We start from the raw sequence: 15,284 nt of genomic DNA, 5'->3' as shown, positions 1-15,284 counted from the left end.
GCCCGATGAGCACCGAGCAGGCCGCCGGCCAGACCCCGGGCGCGGCCGCCGACGCCGCGGTGGCGCGGATCCTGGAGGCGACCGTCCGCCCGGCCGCCGGAGCCCCGCGCGGCGTGGTGGTGGACTCGCCGCCCGGCGCCGGGAAGTCGACCCTGGTGGTGCGCGCCGCCCGGGAGCTGGTCGCGGCCGGCGAGCGGCTGATGATCGTCGCCCAGACCAACGGCCAGGTGGACGACCTGGTCGACCGGCTGGCCGTCAAGGCACCGGACCTGACGATCGGCCGGCTGCACGCGGCCGACGCGCGCCCGGGGCCGGAGGTGCTGCGGCACGCCAACGTCACGCCCTCGGACAAGGTCGCCGAGCTGGCCGAGCTGGACGTGGTGATCTCCACCTCGGCGAAGTGGCAGTGGGTGCGGGCCGAGCAGCCGTGGCGGCACGCGATCGTCGACGAGGCGTACCAGATGCGGTCGGACGCGCTGCTGGCGGTGGCGCGGCTGTTCGAGCGGGCGCTGTTCGTCGGCGACCCGGGCCAGCTGGACCCGTTCACGGTGGTCGGCACCGAGCAGTGGGCGGGCCTGTCGTACGACCCGTCGAGCAGCGCGGTGGTCACCCTGCTCGCGCACAATCCGCAGATCGAACCGCACCGGCTGCCGGTGTCCTGGCGGCTGCCGGCCAGTGCGGCGCCGCTGATCTCCGGGGCGTTCTACCCGTTCACGCCGTTCCGCTCGGGCACCGGCCCCGGCGACCGCTCGCTGACCGCCTCGGTGCGCCCGGACGGCTCGGCGGTGGACGCGGCGATCGACCGCGCCGCCGAGCACGGCTGGGCGCTGCTGGAGCTGCCGGCCCGGCACACCGTGCGCACCGACCCGCAGGCGGTGGCGGCCGTCGCGGCGACCGTGCGCCGGCTGCTGGACCGCGGGCTGACGGCGCACTCCGAGCAGGGTGCGGCCCCGCTCACGGCGGACCGGGTCGCGGTCGGCACGGCGCACCGGGACCAGGCGGCGGCCGTGCGGGCGGCGCTGGCCAGGGCGGGGGTGCCGGTGGACCCGGCGGCCGGACCGGCGGTGACCGTGGACACCGCGAACCGGCTGCAGGGGCGCGAGTACGACGTCACGGTGGTGCTGCACCCGCTGTCGGGGCGGCCGGACGCGACCGCGTTCCACCTGGAGACCGGCCGGCTCTGCGTGCTGGCCTCCCGGCACCGCCACGCCTGCATCGTGGTGGCCCGGGCCGGGATCGCGGACCTGCTGGACGAGCATCCGGCCACCGAGCCGGTGCAGTTGAACGTCCCGGTGGCGTTCCCCGACGGCTGGGAGGCCAACCACCGGGTGCTGCACCACCTGTCCGGGCACCGGGTGCGGCTGGACCGGCTCTGACGACCGGGGGCGGCCTGCCGGCGCGGACGGCACGGAAGGCGAAGGCGGGGGCCGCACGGACGGCGCGGGCCGCACCGACGGCACGGGCGGGCGCGGCAGCTCGCGGCAGACGCGGGCGCGCACCGGGCCGCAGGGGCGTGTGGAAGGCCGCACCGGCGGACGCACGCTCCCGGCGCGCCGGGTGGGAATAGCGCCCGGACGCGCACCGTTCCGTTACCGGCCGCCGCCGCGAGACAATGGACGACGGCCACGACCGGGCGGCGCCCGATCCGTACCGGCCGTCGCCCGCCCCCCATCGAGCACCCGGAGGTGTCCGTCCATGCCCGACTCCCATGCGCAGGCGTCCGACCCGAGCGGCCCCGCCGCGCCGGCCGGTCCCGGCACGGGCGCCGGTACGGCGTCCGGCCGGCGGCAGCGCCCGGTGCAGTTGCTGTTCGAGCCGCCGGCCGGCGAACCGGAGCCGGAGCGTTTCTTCGACCTGGAGTCGATCGACGACCCGGCCGAGCTGCTGCGCCGCTCCACCGAGCTGACGCTGGCCTTCCGGGCGGCCGCCGAGCGGGCCACCGACTTCCAGGCGGTCGCGGCCGCGCAACTGGCGGACCCGCGCCGGTTCGACGCGCTGTCCGAGGCCGAGATCGCCGACCGGGCCGACTGGACGCCGGACTACGCGGCCAAGATGATCGAGTACGGCCGCACCCTGCTCAGCCCCCGGCGGCACGAGGACTGAGCCGGCCGGCGGTCCCCGGCCCGGTCGCCCCTGGCATATGCCGGAGGACGCGGAAGGGTACGCCCCCGCCCGCCCCGCTGTCCGGCGAACCGCGCTTTCCCTCCCGGACACGCTCCGGACACCCCACCCTGCTGTCCGTGGACATCTGGACCTATCAATCGGTGGAGTACGTGACCGTGGCCGGGGAGGCCTGGCTCGCCTCCGCCAGCGAGTACCCGCGCAGCATGCGCGCCCTGTGGGAGTCCCGCCCGTGGGCGCCCTCGGTGCTGCCCTGCGGCCGGGCCTTCGACGTGATCAGCATGCCGGCGCTGTTCGGCCGCCGGGTCCTGGACGAGCTGTGGGCCTCCGGGCCCGGCTGCGGGCCGGTGGCGGTCGTCCGGGGGCGCACCCTGCTGTTCGTGCAGCCGGGGGCGGCGCCCCGGCTGCGCCGGCTGCTGGCCTGGGAGGAGTGGGCCCGGGACGTGCCCCCGCTGCTGTGCCACGGCAAGGGCGACACGGTGACCGTGCCGCCGGTGCAGCGGACGGCGGACGGCGGGCCGCAGGCGGCGGAGCACGGCCGGGGGCGGTGGATCGTCGCCCCGGAGAGCCGGGAGCCGTGGCTGCCGGGGGCCTCCGTGGTCCTCTGGGCCTGCGTCCGGGCGGCCCGCGAGCCGGTCTCCGCGCCCTGAGCGCCCCCGGCCGGTACCGGGCCCGGGAGGTGCGGGTATTCGATTTTGGCCGGACCCGGCCCCGCTGCTAGAGTCTTCCCTGTCAGCAGGCGCCGCTAGCTCAGTTGGTTAGAGCAGCTGACTCTTAATCAGCGGGTCCGGGGTTCGAGTCCCTGGCGGCGCACAGACAGCCGGAAGGCCCCTCGTGAGAACGAGGGGCTTTCCGGCGTTCCCGGGTCCGGAGCGGAGCGGGGAGCGTGCGGGGGCCGGCCGCGCGGGGGCCGCCCGCCGGGAGGCGGACGGCCCGTGCACGGGCCCGGCGGCTCAGCGGTTGAGCGGCTCAGCGGCCGCGCAGCTCGCGGTAGCGGGCGACCAGCGCCGCGGTGGAGCTGTCCAGCGCCTCCGTGCCCTCGCCGGTCAGCAGCACCGGCTCGATCCGCTTGGCGAGCACCTTGCCCAGCTCGACGCCCCACTGGTCGAAGGAGTCGATGTTCCAGATCGCGCCCTGGACGAACACCTTGTGCTCGTAGAGGGCGACCAGCTGGCCGAGCACCGAGGGGGTCAGCTCGCCGGCCAGCACGGTGGTGGTCGGGTGGTTGCCCCGGAAGGTCTTGTGCGGGACCAGCTCGGCCGGCACGCCCTCGGCGGCGACCTCCTCCGGCGTCTTGCCGAAGGCCAGCGCCTGGGTCTGGGCGAAGAAGTTCGCGAGCAGCAGGTCGTGCTGGGCGACCAGGCCGGGCAGCAGGTCGGCGACCGGCCGGGCGAAGCCGATGAAGTCCGCCGGGATCACCTTGGTGCCCTGGTGCAGCAGCTGGTAGTAGGCGTGCTGGCCGTTGGTGCCGGGGGTGCCCCAGACCACCGGGCCGGTCTGCCAGCTCACCGGGCGCCCGTCGCGGTCCACCGACTTGCCGTTGGACTCCATGTCCAGCTGCTGGAGGTAGGCGGTGAACTTCGAGAGGTAGTGCGAGTACGGCAGCACGGCGTGCGCCTGGGCGTCGAAGAACGCGCCGTACCAGACCCCGAGCAGGCCGAGCAGCAGCGGGACGTTCTCCTCCGGCGGGGCGGTGCGGAAGTGCTCGTCGACCAGGTGGAAGCCGTCCAGCATCTCGCGGAAGGCGTCCGGGCCGATGGCGATCATCAGCGAGAGGCCGATCGCCGAGTCGTAGGAGTAGCGGCCGCCGACCCAGTCCCAGAACTCGAACATGTTGGCGGTGTCGATGCCGAAGTCGGCGACGCCCTCGGCGTTGGTGGACAGCGCGACGAAGTGCTTGGCGACCGCGTCGGTGTCCGCGCGCAGCTCGGTGAGCAGCCAGTTCCGGGCCGAGACCGCGTTGGTGATGGTCTCGATGGTGGTGAAGGTCTTGGAGGCGACGATGAAGAGCGTCTCGGCGGCGTCCAGGTCGCGGACCGCCTCGTGCAGGTCGGCGCCGTCCACGTTGGAGACGAAGCGGACGTCGAGGTCGCGCTGCGCGAAGGAGCGCAGCACCTCGTAGGCCATCGCGGGGCCGAGGTCGGAGCCGCCGATGCCGATGTTGACCACGGTGCGGATCCGCTTGCCGGTGTGGCCGCGCCACTCGCCGCTGCGGACCTGCTCGGCGAAGGCGGCCATCTTGTCCAGCACGGCGTGCACGGCGGGGACGACGTTCTCGCCGTCGACCTCGACGACCGCGCCGCGCGGGGCGCGCAGCGCGGTGTGCAGGACGGCGCGGTGCTCGGTGGTGTTGATCTTCTCCCCGCGGAACATGGCGTCCCGCAGGGCGGCGACACCGGTGGCCCCGGCCAGGTCGCGCAGCAGCGCCAGGGTCTCGTCGGTGACGAGCTGCTTGGCGTAGTCGACGTGCAGGTCGCCGACCTGGAGGGTGTAGCGGCGGCCGCGCTCCGGGTCGGCGGCGAACAGCTCGCGCAGGTGCGTGTCACCGAACTCCTCCCGGTGCTTGGCGAGGGCGGCCCACTGCGGGGTACGGTCCAGCGGGGTACGGGCGTCGGCGCGGGTCTCCGACATCGGTGGCTCCTCGTTTCGTCTGGGTGCAGATACCGGCAGGGCCAGGCGGGAGGGTTTCGCGAGGTCGTGCGGGTACTGGGGGTGCGCCGACTCCTTTGACGGCCTTGCCCGGGGCCAGCCTATGCAACACCGCGACCCCGGGCGCACATTCCGCATCCGGACGATCCGTCGGGATGCCCGCCGTTCGGACGCGCGTCGCGGGGCGGCCGCCCGGCCGTCACCGCGCGGCCGCCCGACCCGCCGTCACCGCCCGGCCGTCACCGCCGTTCGGAGCGCAGGTCGAGGCCGCGCAGCACCTGGTCGACGAGCTCCGGGTCGGCACCGGGCTCGGCGCGGGCGACCAGCATCTCGCGCCGGGAGGCGGCGATCATCTCCTGTTCGACGCTGTGCGCCTCCCGCCACTGGACGAGCCGCTGCTTCGCCTCGGCGGCCTCCTCCTCGGCGTAGTTCTCGGGGCAGAGCCGGGCCAGCCGGTCGTGCTGGCGGTCCCGCAGCCGGTCGGCGACCTCGGCGGGCAGCCGGTCGGCCTCCTCCAGTTCGCCGAGCCGCCGCAGTCCGGCCTTGGCGGCCCGCCACCAGAGCTGGCGGACCTGCTGCTCGTGCCGGTCGTGGCCGAGGTCGAGCTCGAAGCGCTTGGCCAGCCAGGGCAGGGTGAGGCCCTGGACCAGCAGGGTGAAGAGCACCACGCTGAACGCGATGAAGACCAGCCGGCCGCGCTCCGGGAAGGACTCGCCGGAGTCCAGGGTGAGCGGGATGGCCAGGGCCAGGGCCACGGTGGCGACCCCGCGCATCCCGGACCACCAGAGCAGCACGCTCTCCTGCCAGCTGATCGGGGTGTCCTCCTCGGAGCCGGAGCGCAGCTTCTGGGAGAGCCAGCCGGCCGGGAGCAGCCAGAGCAGCCGGACCACCACGACCACGGCGATCACCACGGCGGCGTCGCCGAGCATGCCGGTCCAGCCGGAGCCGGCCTCCTTGAGGACGGTGGCCAGTTCGAGGCCGATGAGGCCGAAGGCGACGCCGGTGATGAGGATCTCGACGATCTCCCAGAACGCGTTGCCGACCAGCCGGTAGGAGACGGCGTCGGCGTCGGCGGCCCGCTCGGCGAGGTAGAGGCCGCAGACGACGACGGCGAGGACGCCGGAGCCGTGGATCTCCTCGGCCAGGCTGTAGGCGGCGAAGGGCACCAGCAGGTTGAGCGCGACCTGCTGGGTGGGGTCCTCCAGGAGGGCGGCGAGCTTGGTGTTGGCCCAGCCGAGGACGACGCCGATGACGACCGCGAGGACCGCCGAGAGGACGAAGCGCAGCACGGCCCCGCCGGCCGAGAAGTCGCCGCCGACCACGGCCTCGATGGCCAGCGAGTAGACGACGATCGCGGTGACGTCGTTGAACAGGCCCTCGCTCTCCAGGATGGCGACCAGGCGGCGGGGCAGGCCGACGCTGCCGGCCACCGCGACGGCGGCGACCGGGTCGGGCGGGGAGACCAGCGCGCCGAGCGCGATGGCGGCGGCGATCGGCAGTCCGGGCAGCAGCCAGTGCACGGTGCCGGCCACGGCGGCGGTGGTGACCACGACCAGGGCGACGGCGAGCAGCAGGATCGAGCGGATGTTCGCCTTGAAGTAGCGCACCGAGGAGCGCCGGGCGACGGCGAAGATCAGCGGCGGCAGGACCAGCGGCAGGATCAGCTCGGGTTCGATGGCGATGTCGGGGATCTGCGGGACCAGCGCCATGGCGATGCCCAGCAGGGTCATCAGCACCGGTTGGGGCACGCCGGTCCGGCGGGCCAGCGGCATGGTCACCACGGAGGCGAGCAGCACCAGGAAGAGCAGGGGCAGCTGGCCCACGGGGAACGTCCTCTCGGTGGCGGGCAGGGTCTGCACGGGAGTGCGGTCCGGACATGGCCCGGGCCGCCGTCGAGGATAAATCTGACAATGATCTCAACTGGGACGACACGCCGGGGAGGGGTTGACCTCAAGCAGACTTCACCCCGCAGGATCGGGGGAACCCGAGGCTCGACAGGACCCGACAGGAGTGCCCGCGATGAAGGCAGTGACCGTCCCCCGGTTCGGCGGCCCCGAGGTGCTGCGGGTGACCGCGGTGCCCGACCCCGTCCCCGGTCCCGGCGAGGTGCGGGTGCGGGTCTACGCCGCCGGGGTGCAGCCGGTGGACCTCGCGATCCGGGAGGGCCGGGCCCCGGCCAGCGTCGAGGTCGCCCCCGGGCTGATCCCCGGCAACGAGTTCGCCGGGGTGGTGGACCGGCTCGGCGAGGGCGTGCGGGACTGGGCGGTCGGGGACGAGGTCCTGGGCTTCCGGCTGCTGGGCTGCGCCGCCGAGCTGGTCACCGCCGACGCCGCGCGGCTGGTGCGCAAGCCGGCCGGGATGCCCTGGGAGCACGCGGGCGCGCTGTCGGCCTCCGGGCAGACGGCGCACCTCGCGCTCACCGAGCTGAAGGCGGGCGAGGGCGACACCGTGCTCGTGCACGGCGCCGCCGGCGGGGTCGGCACGGTCGCCGTCCAGCTGGCCCGGGCCTGGGGCGCCACGGTGATCGGCACCGCGAGCGAGCGCAACCACGGCTACCTGCGGGAGCTGGGCGCGATCCCGGTCGCGTACGGCGAGGGGCTGGTCGGGCGGGTGCGGGCGGTGGCGCCCCGGGGCGTGGACGCGGCCTTCGACGCGGCCGGGCGCGGGGCGCTGGAGGCCTCCGTCGAGCTGGTCGCCGACCGGGCCCGGATCGGCACCGTGGTCGACTACCCGGCGGCCCGGCGCCTGGGCGTCCTGGGGATCCGGGGGGAGCGGACGGCGGCCCGGCTGGCCGGGCTGGTCGGCCTCTGGGAGGCGGGCGCGCTGCGGCTGGAGATCGCCGACACCTTCCCGCTGGGCCGGGCGGCCGACGCCCACCGGCTGGTCGGCACCGGCCACGTCCGGGGGAAGGTCGTCCTCACCCCCTGAACGGCTCCCCCCGCGGCGGCGGGGCCCCCGGGCCGATTGTGTGTTTCGGCCGCTGACCAGGTAATGTCTTCCTCGTCAGCAGGCGCCGCTAGCTCAGTTGGTTAGAGCAGCTGACTCTTAATCAGCGGGTCCGGGGTTCGAGTCCCTGGCGGCGCACAGACAGCCGGAAGGCCCCTCGTGAGAACGAGGGGCCTTCCGGCGTTCCCGGCCGGCCCTCCCCCGCGGTTCAGTGCGGGATGGCGGCGATCAGCTCGGAGGCGCCCTGCCGCTTGAGGGCGAGGGCGGTCGCGGTGCCGAGGTCCTCCGGGCTCAGCGCGCCGGCCCACTCGTGGGCGTCCAGGACCCGCTTGCCGTCCGGGGTGAAGACCCGCCCGCGCAGCGACAGGCGGCCGTCCGCCTCGGCCCGGGCGTAGCCGGCGATCGGCGAGTTGCAGTGGCCCTGGAGCACGTGCAGGAACATCCGCTCGGCGCTCGCCTCGCGCCAGGTCGGGTGGTCGCCGAGGCCGGCGACCGCGTCGATGGTGGCGGTGTCCTCGGCGCGGCACTGCAGGGCGAGGATCCCGGCGCCGATCGGCGGGCACATCGACTCGACCGGCAGCACCTCGCTGATCCGCGCGGCCTCGCCGATCCGCTCCAGTCCGGACAGCGCGAGCAGCAGCGCGTCCGCGTCCCCCGCCGCGAGCTTGGCCAGCCGGCTGTTGGCGTTGCCGCGCACCGGGACGCACTCCAGGTGCGGGTGGGAGGCGGCGAGCTGGGCCCGGCGGCGGACCGAGGAGGTGCCGATCCGGGTGCCGGGCACCAGTTCGTCCAGGGTCAGGCCGCCGGGGTGGACGAGGGCGTCGCGGATGTCGTCGCGGCGCAGGTAGGCGGCGAACACCGTGCCGGCCGGCAGCGGGCGGTCGGCGGGCACGTCCTTGAGGCAGTGCACGGCGAGGTCGGCCTCACCGGCCAGCAGCGCGGCGTCCACCTCCTTGGTGAACGCGCCCTTGCCGCCGAGCCGGGCGAGGTCGCCCATCCAGCGGTCGCCGGAGGTGGTCACCGGCACCACCTCGGTGCGCACCCCCGGGTGCAGGGCGGCGAGCTCGGCCCTGACCCGCTCGACCTGGGCGAGCGCCATCGGCGAGGAACGGGACACGATGCGGATCAACTCTGCGGTGGTCATTGCTGGATGATAGGCCGTCACCCACCCGGCGACGATGCCGCTTCACCCGGCCGGCGGCGCGGCGGCGGGCGCGGGGATCCGGGCGATCAGGTGCTCGGCCACCACCAGGTTGATCAGCCAGCAGGTCCAGGCGGCGGTGGCGTAGGCCTGCTCGAACGGCACCCCGGCGAGGTCCGCCACCGGCAGCCAGATCCGCAGCGTCGCGGCGGCCAGGATCAGCGCGAACGAGCGGGTGGCCCAGGCCCGGTGGCGGACGAGGTCGCGGCGCAGGGCGGCCCGCCAGGCCAGCGCCGAGGAGAGCAGCAGCAGGACGGCGAGCGCGGTGAAGCCGGCCGGCGCGACGGGGCCGACCAGGCCCGAGGGGGCCAGCAGCAGGCCGCCGGTGCCGGTGGCCAGCACGGCCAGCAGGTAGAGCCGGCCGGTCAGCCGGTGCAGGCCCGGGCGGCGGGCGCGCAGCCGGGGCAGGAACTGCCAGGGGCCGAGCAGCACCGCCAGCACGCCGCCGCCGACGTGCAGCGCGAGCGGGACGCGATGGGCCAGGTAGACGGCGCGCTGCTGGTCGAGGAAGACCTCGGGGTCGAGGGTCAGGTAGCGGGCGGTGAGCAGGGCGGTGGCGAAGGCGAGCACGGTGACCGTCCACCAGCCCGCCCGGCGGGCCCGGCCGGAGGGCGGCCCGGGAGGAGCGACGGGTGCGGGCGCGACGGCAGGAGGGGAGGGACGGGGGGCGGCGGCCGGGGCGCGGGGGTCGGGAGCGTTCATGGCCCCGGACGCTACGGACCGCGGGCGCCCGCCCGCGTCCGCCCCGCGGGGTCCCGCGGGCTGCCCCCCACGGGGTGCCCGGACCGGTCCGGAATACCCCACCAGGGCGATGCGCGGGCCGGACGGCCGCCGCTACCGTACGGCCCGTGCGCCCGCACCACTGCGCGGCGGCCACTCCCCCACCCCGGAGCCGTCATGAGTTCTGCGCCGCACACCCCGGCGGCCCCGCCGCCCCGGCCGCTGCTGCCCGCGCTGCGGGCGGTGCCCGCCGACCGCTGGGACGCCGTCCTGGCCGGGCTGTTCCTGCTGGTGATGGCCGTCGAACGGATCGGCGCGGCGGGCGAGCTGCACGGCGGACTGCCGCTCGCCCTCGCCCTGAGCGTGGCGGTGGCCGCCCCGCTGGCGGTGCGCCGGACCAGGCCGCTGGCCGGCTACCTGGTCGGCGCGGCCGCGCTCTCGGCCGAGGCGCTGTTCGTGCTGCCGAGCCCCGTCTCGCCGTACGCCGACCTGGTCGGCCTCTACTCGCTCGGTCTCTACGCGCCCCGGCGGCGCGCCTGGTTCGGCCCGTTCGCCGCCCTGCTGGGGATGGCCGCCTACTTCGCCGACCTCGGCCGGGCCTACCCCGTCATCCCGGCCGGGGTGCTGTTCCTGTGGCTGCTGGGCTGGGCGGTCGGCTACGGGACGGCCCGGCGGGCCGAGCAGCGCGAGGCCGCCCGGCTGCTGCTGCGCCGGGAGGTGGTCGCCGAGGAGCGGGCCCGGCTGGCCCGGGAGCTGCACGACTCGGTGGGCCACACCCTGAACGTGGTGCTGGTCCAGGCCGGGGCCGCCCGCCGGCTGCTCGACCGCGAGCCGGAACGCACCCGGGAGCTGCTCACCGGTCTGGAGCACACCGGGCGGGAGGCGCTCGACGACCTCGACCGGGTGCTCGGCCTGCTGCGGCGCGAGGCGCACGGCCGGGACGCGCTGGGCCGGGCCGCCGGGGGCCGGGAGCAGGACGGCGCGGCGCCGCAGCCCGGGATCGCCGACCTGGAGCGGCTGGCCGAGCGGCTCGGCGGGGCCGGGCTGCGGGTGTGGGTGCGGATCGACCCGGCCGCCCGCCGGGTGCCGCGCAGCCTGGACGTGTCGGCGTACCGGATCGTCCAGGAGGGGCTCACCAACACGGTGAAGCACGCGGACGCCCGGACCGTCGGGGTCACCGTCCGGTGCGCCGCCGGGCGGCTCGCCGTCGAGGTGTGCGACGACGGGCGGGGCGTGCCCGCCGGGTACGCGCCGGGCCGCGGGCTGCTGGGGGTGGCCGAACGGGTCTCGGTCCTCGGCGGGCGGGTGGAGCACGGGCCGGGCGAGCCGGGCGGGTTCCGGCTGCGCGCCGAGCTTCCCGTCCCGTGACCGCCGGACCGGGCCCGGGGGCCGGGCGGGTGCGGGTGGTGGTGGCCGACGACGACGCGCTGCTGCGCGCCGGGGTCTCCCTGGTGCTGGAGACCGACGACCGGATCGAGGTGGCCGGCGAGGCGGCCGACGGGCTGGCGGCGGTGGCCCGCTGCCGGGAGCTGCTGCCGGACGTGGTGCTGATGGACGTCCGGATGCCCGGGATCGACGGGGTGGAGGCGACCCGGCGGATCGTCTCCGCCGGGCTGCCCACCCGGGTGCTGGTGCTGACCACCTTCCACCACGACGACTACGTCTGGGGGGCGCTGCGGGCCGGGGCGGCCGGCTTCCTGCTGAAGCGGGCCTCGGCCGAGCGGCTGATCGACGCGGTGCACACCCTGGCCGGGGGCGAGTCCGTGCTGGACCCGGCGGTCACCCGGGACCTGGTCGCCCAGATGGTCGGCCGGGACGGCGAGCGGCCCCCGCCGGAGCCGGAGGACGTCCGGCTGGCCCAGCTGACGGCGCGCGAGCGGGAGGTGCTGCGGCTGGCGGCCGAGGGGCGCTCGAACCGGGAGATCGCCGCGCTGCTGGTGCTCGCCGAGTCGACGGTGAAGACCCACATGAAGCGGATCCTGGCGAAGATCGACGCCCGTGACCGGGCCCAGGCGGTGGCCATCTCCTACCGCGGGGGGCTGATGCGCTCCCGGGACCCGCTCGGCGGCCACTGAGCCCGCCGGTCATCGCCCGCCGCCCGGGCGGCGGGCCGGGAAACCGTGGGTGCGGGCGGCGAGGACGACGGCGAGGACCGGCAGCAGCAGGAGCAGCGCGGTCCACGGCAGGGAGCCGGTGCCGAGCCCGTCCAGCAGCAGGCCGCCGGCCACGCCGCCGCCGGCCATCGCCGCGTTCCACAGGGTGACCAGCATCGCCTGCGCCGCGTCCGCCCGCTCGCCGCCCGCGTCCCCGGCGGCGGTCTGCAGCAGGGTCGGGACGCCGCCCCAGCCGAGCCCCCAGAGCACGGCGGCGGCGTACACGGCGGCGGCGCTGCCGGCCGCGAGCCCGAGGACCGCGGCCGCGGCGGCGACCAGCAGGGTCGAGGCGAGGGTGAGCGCGCGCAGCCGGCGGTGGATGTGCGCGCCGGTGAACCAGATGCCCGCCAGCGAGGCCACGCCGAAGGCGAGCAGCACGGCGTCGGTGGCGCCGCCCATGCCGCGCCGGTCGAGGAAGGGCGCGATGTAGGTGTAGAGGACGGTGTGGGCGAGGACGAACACGAAGGTGACGGCGAGCACCGGGGTGACGCCGGGGACGGTGAGGACGCGCAGCACCGGGGTCCGCTCGCCGCGGGCCCGGCCGGGCACCTCGGGGACGGAGGCGGCGATCCAGCCGGTGACGCCGAGGGCGACGACGGTCATCAGCAGGAAGGCCACCCACCAGCCGAGCACCTGGCCGAGGAAGGTCCCGGCGGGCACGCCGAGCGACAGGGCGAGCGGGGCGCCGGCCATCGCGACGGCGATGGCCCGGCCCTGGAGCTCGGGGGGCGCGAGCCGGCGGGCGTACCCGGCGAGCAGGGCCCAGGCGAGGCCGGCGGCGACCCCGGCGACGAACCGGGCGGCCATGGTGAGCGGGTAGTTCCCGGACAGCGCGGTGACGGTGTTGGCGGCGGCGAAGCCGAGCATCGCGGTGAGCAGCAGGCGCCGCCGGCCCCAGCCGGCGGTGGCGGCGGTGAGCGGGACGGCGGTGAGGGCGGTGCCGAGGGCGTAGACGGTGACGGACTGGCCCATGGCGGACTCGCCGACGCCGAGGTCGGCGCTCATGGCGGGCAGCACGCCGGCGGGCAGCGTCTCGGTGAGGGCGGTGACGAAGACGGCGGTGGCGAGGGCGAGGAGGGCGGGCAGGGGCAGCCCGGCCGGCCGCCGGTCGGCGGCGGGTCGCTCGGTGGTCGGTGTGGAGGTCGGCATGGCCGTTATGCTCAAACGCTCACATTGATGTGAGGGTCAACGCGACCGGTTGTGAGGTGGGCCACATGCGCATCGGGGAGCTGTCCGAGCGGACCGGGGCGTCCCGGCGGCTGCTGCGCTACTACGAGGAGCAGGGGCTGATCGCGGCCGGGCGCTGCGCGAACGGCTACCGCGCGTACGAGGAGTCGACGGTGGACCGGGTGCTGCAGATCCGGGGGCTGCTCGACGCGGGGCTGCCGACCCGGATCATCAAACAGATCCTGCCCTGCCTCAGCAAGCCCCGGACGATCCACTTCGAGGACGCCACACCGGAGATGATCGCCACCCTGGAGCAGGAGCTGGCGGGGATGAGCTCGCGGATCGCGTGCCTGACCCGCAACCGGGACGCGATCGCCGAGTACCTGGCGGCGGTGCGGGTGGACCGCTGAGCGACGGGTTCGAGCCCCGTCGCCCAGCGGTCCGTGGGTCAGCGGCCGGCGGGCCGGGCCGGCCGGCGGGCCGTCAGCGGCGGAAGTAGCTGTCGAAGTTCTTCGAGAACTCCCGGCCGCCGAACTGGTCCCAGTTGATCGACCAGGTCATCAGGCCGCGCAGGCCGGGCTGGGCGCCCGCCTTCGGGACGTAGCTGCCGCAGTTGGCCAGCTTGGTGAGGCAGTCCAGGGCCTTGTTGACCTCGGCCGGGGCGACGTAGCCGTTGCCCGCGTTGGTGGTGGCCGGCATGCCGATGGCGACCTTGGACGCGGGCAGCGCCGGGAAGACGTTGTTGGCGTTGCCCGCCACCGGGAAGCCCTTGAGCAGCATGTCGGTCATCGCGACGTGGAAGTCGGCGCCGCCCATCGAGTGGTACTGGTTGTCCAGGCCCATGATGGAGCCGGAGTTGTAGTCCTGGACGTGCAGCAGGGTGAGGTCGTCGCGCAGGGCGTGGATGACCGGCAGGTAGGCGCCGGCCCGCGGGTCCTGGCCGCCCCAGGGGCCGGAGCCGTAGTACTGGTAGCCGAGCTGGACGAAGAAGGTCTCCGGCGCCATGGTCAGCACGAAGTTCGGGCCGTACTTGGCCTTGAGCGTCTTGATCGCGGAGATCAGGTTGACGATGACCGGGCTGGTCGGGTTCTTGAAGTCGGTGTCGCCGGTCTGGAGCGACAGCGAGTGGCCCTCGAAGTCGATGTCCAGGCCGTCCAGGCCCCACTTGTCGATGATCGCCGACACGGAGCTGACGAAGGCGTCCCGGGCGGCGGTGGTGGTGAGCTGGACCTGGCCGTTCTGGCCGCCGATCGAGATCAGCACCTTCTTGCCCTTGGCGCGCTTGGCGGCGATGGCGGCCTTGAAGTCGGCGTCGGACTCGACGCCCGGGCACTCGGTGACCGGGCAGCGGTTGAACCGGATGTCGCCGGAGGTGACCGAGGTCGGCTCGCCGAAGGAGAGGTTGATGAAGTCCCAGGAGTCGGGGACGTCGGCCATCTTGGTGTAGCCCGCGCCGTTGGCGAAGCTGGCGTGCAGGTAGCCGACCAGGCTCTTGGAGCCGGGCGGCGGCGTGGTGGGCGTGCCGGTGGGCGTCACGGTCGGGGTCACGGTGGGCGTCACGGTCGGGGTGACCGTGGGCGTCACGGTGGGAGTGACCGTGGGCGTCACGGTGGGGGTGACCGTGGGAGTGGGCGTGATGGTCGGGCTGGGCGCGCCGGGGCCGTCCAGCGAGACGTCGTCCGCGTAGTAGGTGCCCTGGCCGTACCAGCCGTGGGTGTAGACGGTGGCGCTGGTCTGGGTGGCGCCGGTGGTGAAGGTGGTGGTCAGCTTCTGGTAGCCGCCGCCGGTGCCGGGCGTCCAGGTCGAGGTGCCGCCGTCCACGCCGAGGTAGACGTACGAGCCCTTGAGGTAGGCGCTGAGCGTGTAGGTGGTGTTGGGCGCGACCGTGACGGTCTGCGCGCAGCGGGCGGTGTCGCCCGCCGTGGCGGCGGCGGCCAGCGCGTAGCTGCCGCCGTGGGCCTGGCCGGTGACGACGCTGCCGGCGCCGGCGGCGCAGCTCCACGGGCCGAGGGAGCCGCTCTCGAAGCCGCCGTTGACCAGGAACTCGCCGGCCGAGGCGCTGGGCGCGAGGCCCAGGGTGAGGCCGATCATGGTGGCCGCGGCGACGGCCGAGGCGGTGCCGGCGGCGAGCGCGGTGCGGGTGCGGCGGCGGGGGGCCGGGGCGGGGGTGACGGGGGTTCTGCGCATGTGGGGGACTCCTTGCGGAGGGCGCGGGCGTGGGGGTGTCCGGGCATGCCTGGGCGCGCACCGGTGGTGGGGGAACGGCGCGGCCGGGCAGACGAGTTGGACTAGACCACTGAAGTGGATCCGGCCGTACGGTGTCAATG

The 15,284-nt window shown here is 75.4% G+C and carries 13 protein-coding genes and 2 tRNA genes; 9 read left to right on the top strand and 6 right to left on the bottom strand.

The features are described 5' to 3' along the window. Nucleotides 1–5: 5 nt before the first annotated feature. From ACFVVL_RS18245 to ACFVVL_RS18230, 4 genes are all read left to right on the top strand, one after another. Nucleotides 6–1,376, top strand: a complete 1,371-nt coding sequence (locus ACFVVL_RS18245; RefSeq protein ID WP_387676264.1) for an AAA family ATPase — start codon at nt 6–8, stop codon at nt 1,374–1,376. Between the two features lie 319 nt (nt 1,377–1,695). Further along, nucleotides 1,696–2,103, top strand: a complete 408-nt coding sequence (locus ACFVVL_RS18240; RefSeq protein WP_380295353.1) for a hypothetical protein — start codon at nt 1,696–1,698, stop codon at nt 2,101–2,103. A 137-nt stretch (nt 2,104–2,240) separates the two neighbouring features. Further along, nucleotides 2,241–2,771: a bifunctional DNA primase/polymerase gene (locus ACFVVL_RS18235; RefSeq protein WP_387676261.1), complete on the top strand. Its 531-nt coding sequence runs from the start codon at nt 2,241–2,243 to the stop codon at nt 2,769–2,771. Nucleotides 2,772–2,860: 89 nt separating this feature from the next. Next, nucleotides 2,861–2,934: transfer RNA gene (locus tag ACFVVL_RS18230), tRNA-Lys, on the top strand. Nucleotides 2,935–3,090: 156 nt separating this feature from the next. Here the strand turns inward: ACFVVL_RS18230 and pgi are convergent. Together pgi and ACFVVL_RS18220 are read right to left on the bottom strand one after the other, a co-directional pair. Continuing rightward, nucleotides 3,091–4,752: a glucose-6-phosphate isomerase gene (gene pgi / locus ACFVVL_RS18225; RefSeq protein WP_387676258.1), complete on the bottom strand. Its 1,662-nt coding sequence runs from the start codon at nt 4,750–4,752 to the stop codon at nt 3,091–3,093. Nucleotides 4,753–5,009: 257 nt separating this feature from the next. Then, nucleotides 5,010–6,593 carry a Na+/H+ antiporter gene (locus tag ACFVVL_RS18220; protein WP_380296517.1) on the bottom strand — a complete coding sequence of 528 codons (1,584 nt, stop codon included), beginning with the start codon at nt 6,591–6,593 and terminating at the stop codon, nt 5,010–5,012. A gap of 196 nt (nt 6,594–6,789) precedes the next feature. On the opposite strand from ACFVVL_RS18220, the gene ACFVVL_RS18215 reads away from it, so the two are divergent. After that, nucleotides 6,790–7,698, top strand: coding sequence for an NADP-dependent oxidoreductase (locus ACFVVL_RS18215; RefSeq protein WP_387676255.1), 909 nt, complete (start codon nt 6,790–6,792; stop codon nt 7,696–7,698). 82 nt (nt 7,699–7,780) lie between these two features. Continuing rightward, nucleotides 7,781–7,854 (top strand) — tRNA-Lys (locus ACFVVL_RS18210). 70 nt (nt 7,855–7,924) lie between these two features. On the opposite strand, the gene hemC is transcribed toward ACFVVL_RS18210, so the two are convergent. Further along, a complete protein-coding gene (gene hemC, locus ACFVVL_RS18205) occupies nt 7,925–8,860 on the bottom strand; it encodes a hydroxymethylbilane synthase (protein ID WP_387676252.1) in 936 nt (311 codons plus the stop codon). 42 nt (nt 8,861–8,902) lie between these two features. Next, nucleotides 8,903–9,619, bottom strand: coding sequence for a DUF2306 domain-containing protein (locus ACFVVL_RS18200; RefSeq protein ID WP_387676249.1), 717 nt, complete (start codon nt 9,617–9,619; stop codon nt 8,903–8,905). Nucleotides 9,620–9,814: 195 nt separating this feature from the next. On the opposite strand from ACFVVL_RS18200, the gene ACFVVL_RS18195 reads away from it, so the two are divergent. After that, the gene (locus ACFVVL_RS18195; protein WP_387676247.1) at nt 9,815–11,005 is read left to right on the top strand and encodes a sensor histidine kinase; all 1,191 of its coding nucleotides are present in this window, start codon (nt 9,815–9,817) and stop codon (nt 11,003–11,005) included. Beyond that, nucleotides 11,002–11,712 carry a response regulator gene (locus ACFVVL_RS18190; RefSeq protein ID WP_380296507.1) on the top strand — a complete coding sequence of 237 codons (711 nt, stop codon included), beginning with the start codon at nt 11,002–11,004 and terminating at the stop codon, nt 11,710–11,712. The genes ACFVVL_RS18195 and ACFVVL_RS18190 overlap by 4 nt, the downstream gene beginning before the upstream one ends. A 9-nt stretch (nt 11,713–11,721) precedes the next feature. On the opposite strand, the gene ACFVVL_RS18185 is transcribed toward ACFVVL_RS18190, so the two are convergent. Further along, entirely contained in the window at nt 11,722–12,939 is a 1,218-nt protein-coding gene (locus tag ACFVVL_RS18185) for an MFS transporter (protein WP_387676243.1), read from the bottom strand. Between the two features lie 65 nt (nt 12,940–13,004). On the opposite strand from ACFVVL_RS18185, the gene ACFVVL_RS18180 reads away from it, so the two are divergent. Next, nucleotides 13,005–13,367: a MerR family transcriptional regulator gene (locus tag ACFVVL_RS18180; protein WP_380296505.1), complete on the top strand. Its 363-nt coding sequence runs from the start codon at nt 13,005–13,007 to the stop codon at nt 13,365–13,367. 73 nt (nt 13,368–13,440) lie between these two features. Here the strand turns inward: ACFVVL_RS18180 and ACFVVL_RS18175 are convergent, their stop codons facing one another. Further along, on the bottom strand, nt 13,441–15,144 hold the full coding sequence (locus ACFVVL_RS18175) for a chitinase (RefSeq protein WP_380296503.1): 1,704 nt from the start codon (nt 15,142–15,144) through the stop codon (nt 13,441–13,443). Nucleotides 15,145–15,284 lie beyond the last annotated feature (140 nt).

This window comes from Kitasatospora sp. NPDC058115 (assembly GCF_042884635.1).
In the GTDB taxonomy this organism is placed as follows: Bacteria; Actinomycetota; Actinomycetes; order Streptomycetales; family Streptomycetaceae; genus Kitasatospora.
The sequence above is the reverse complement of the archived record's forward strand: the minus strand, read 5'-3'. Positions and strand labels throughout refer to the sequence as shown.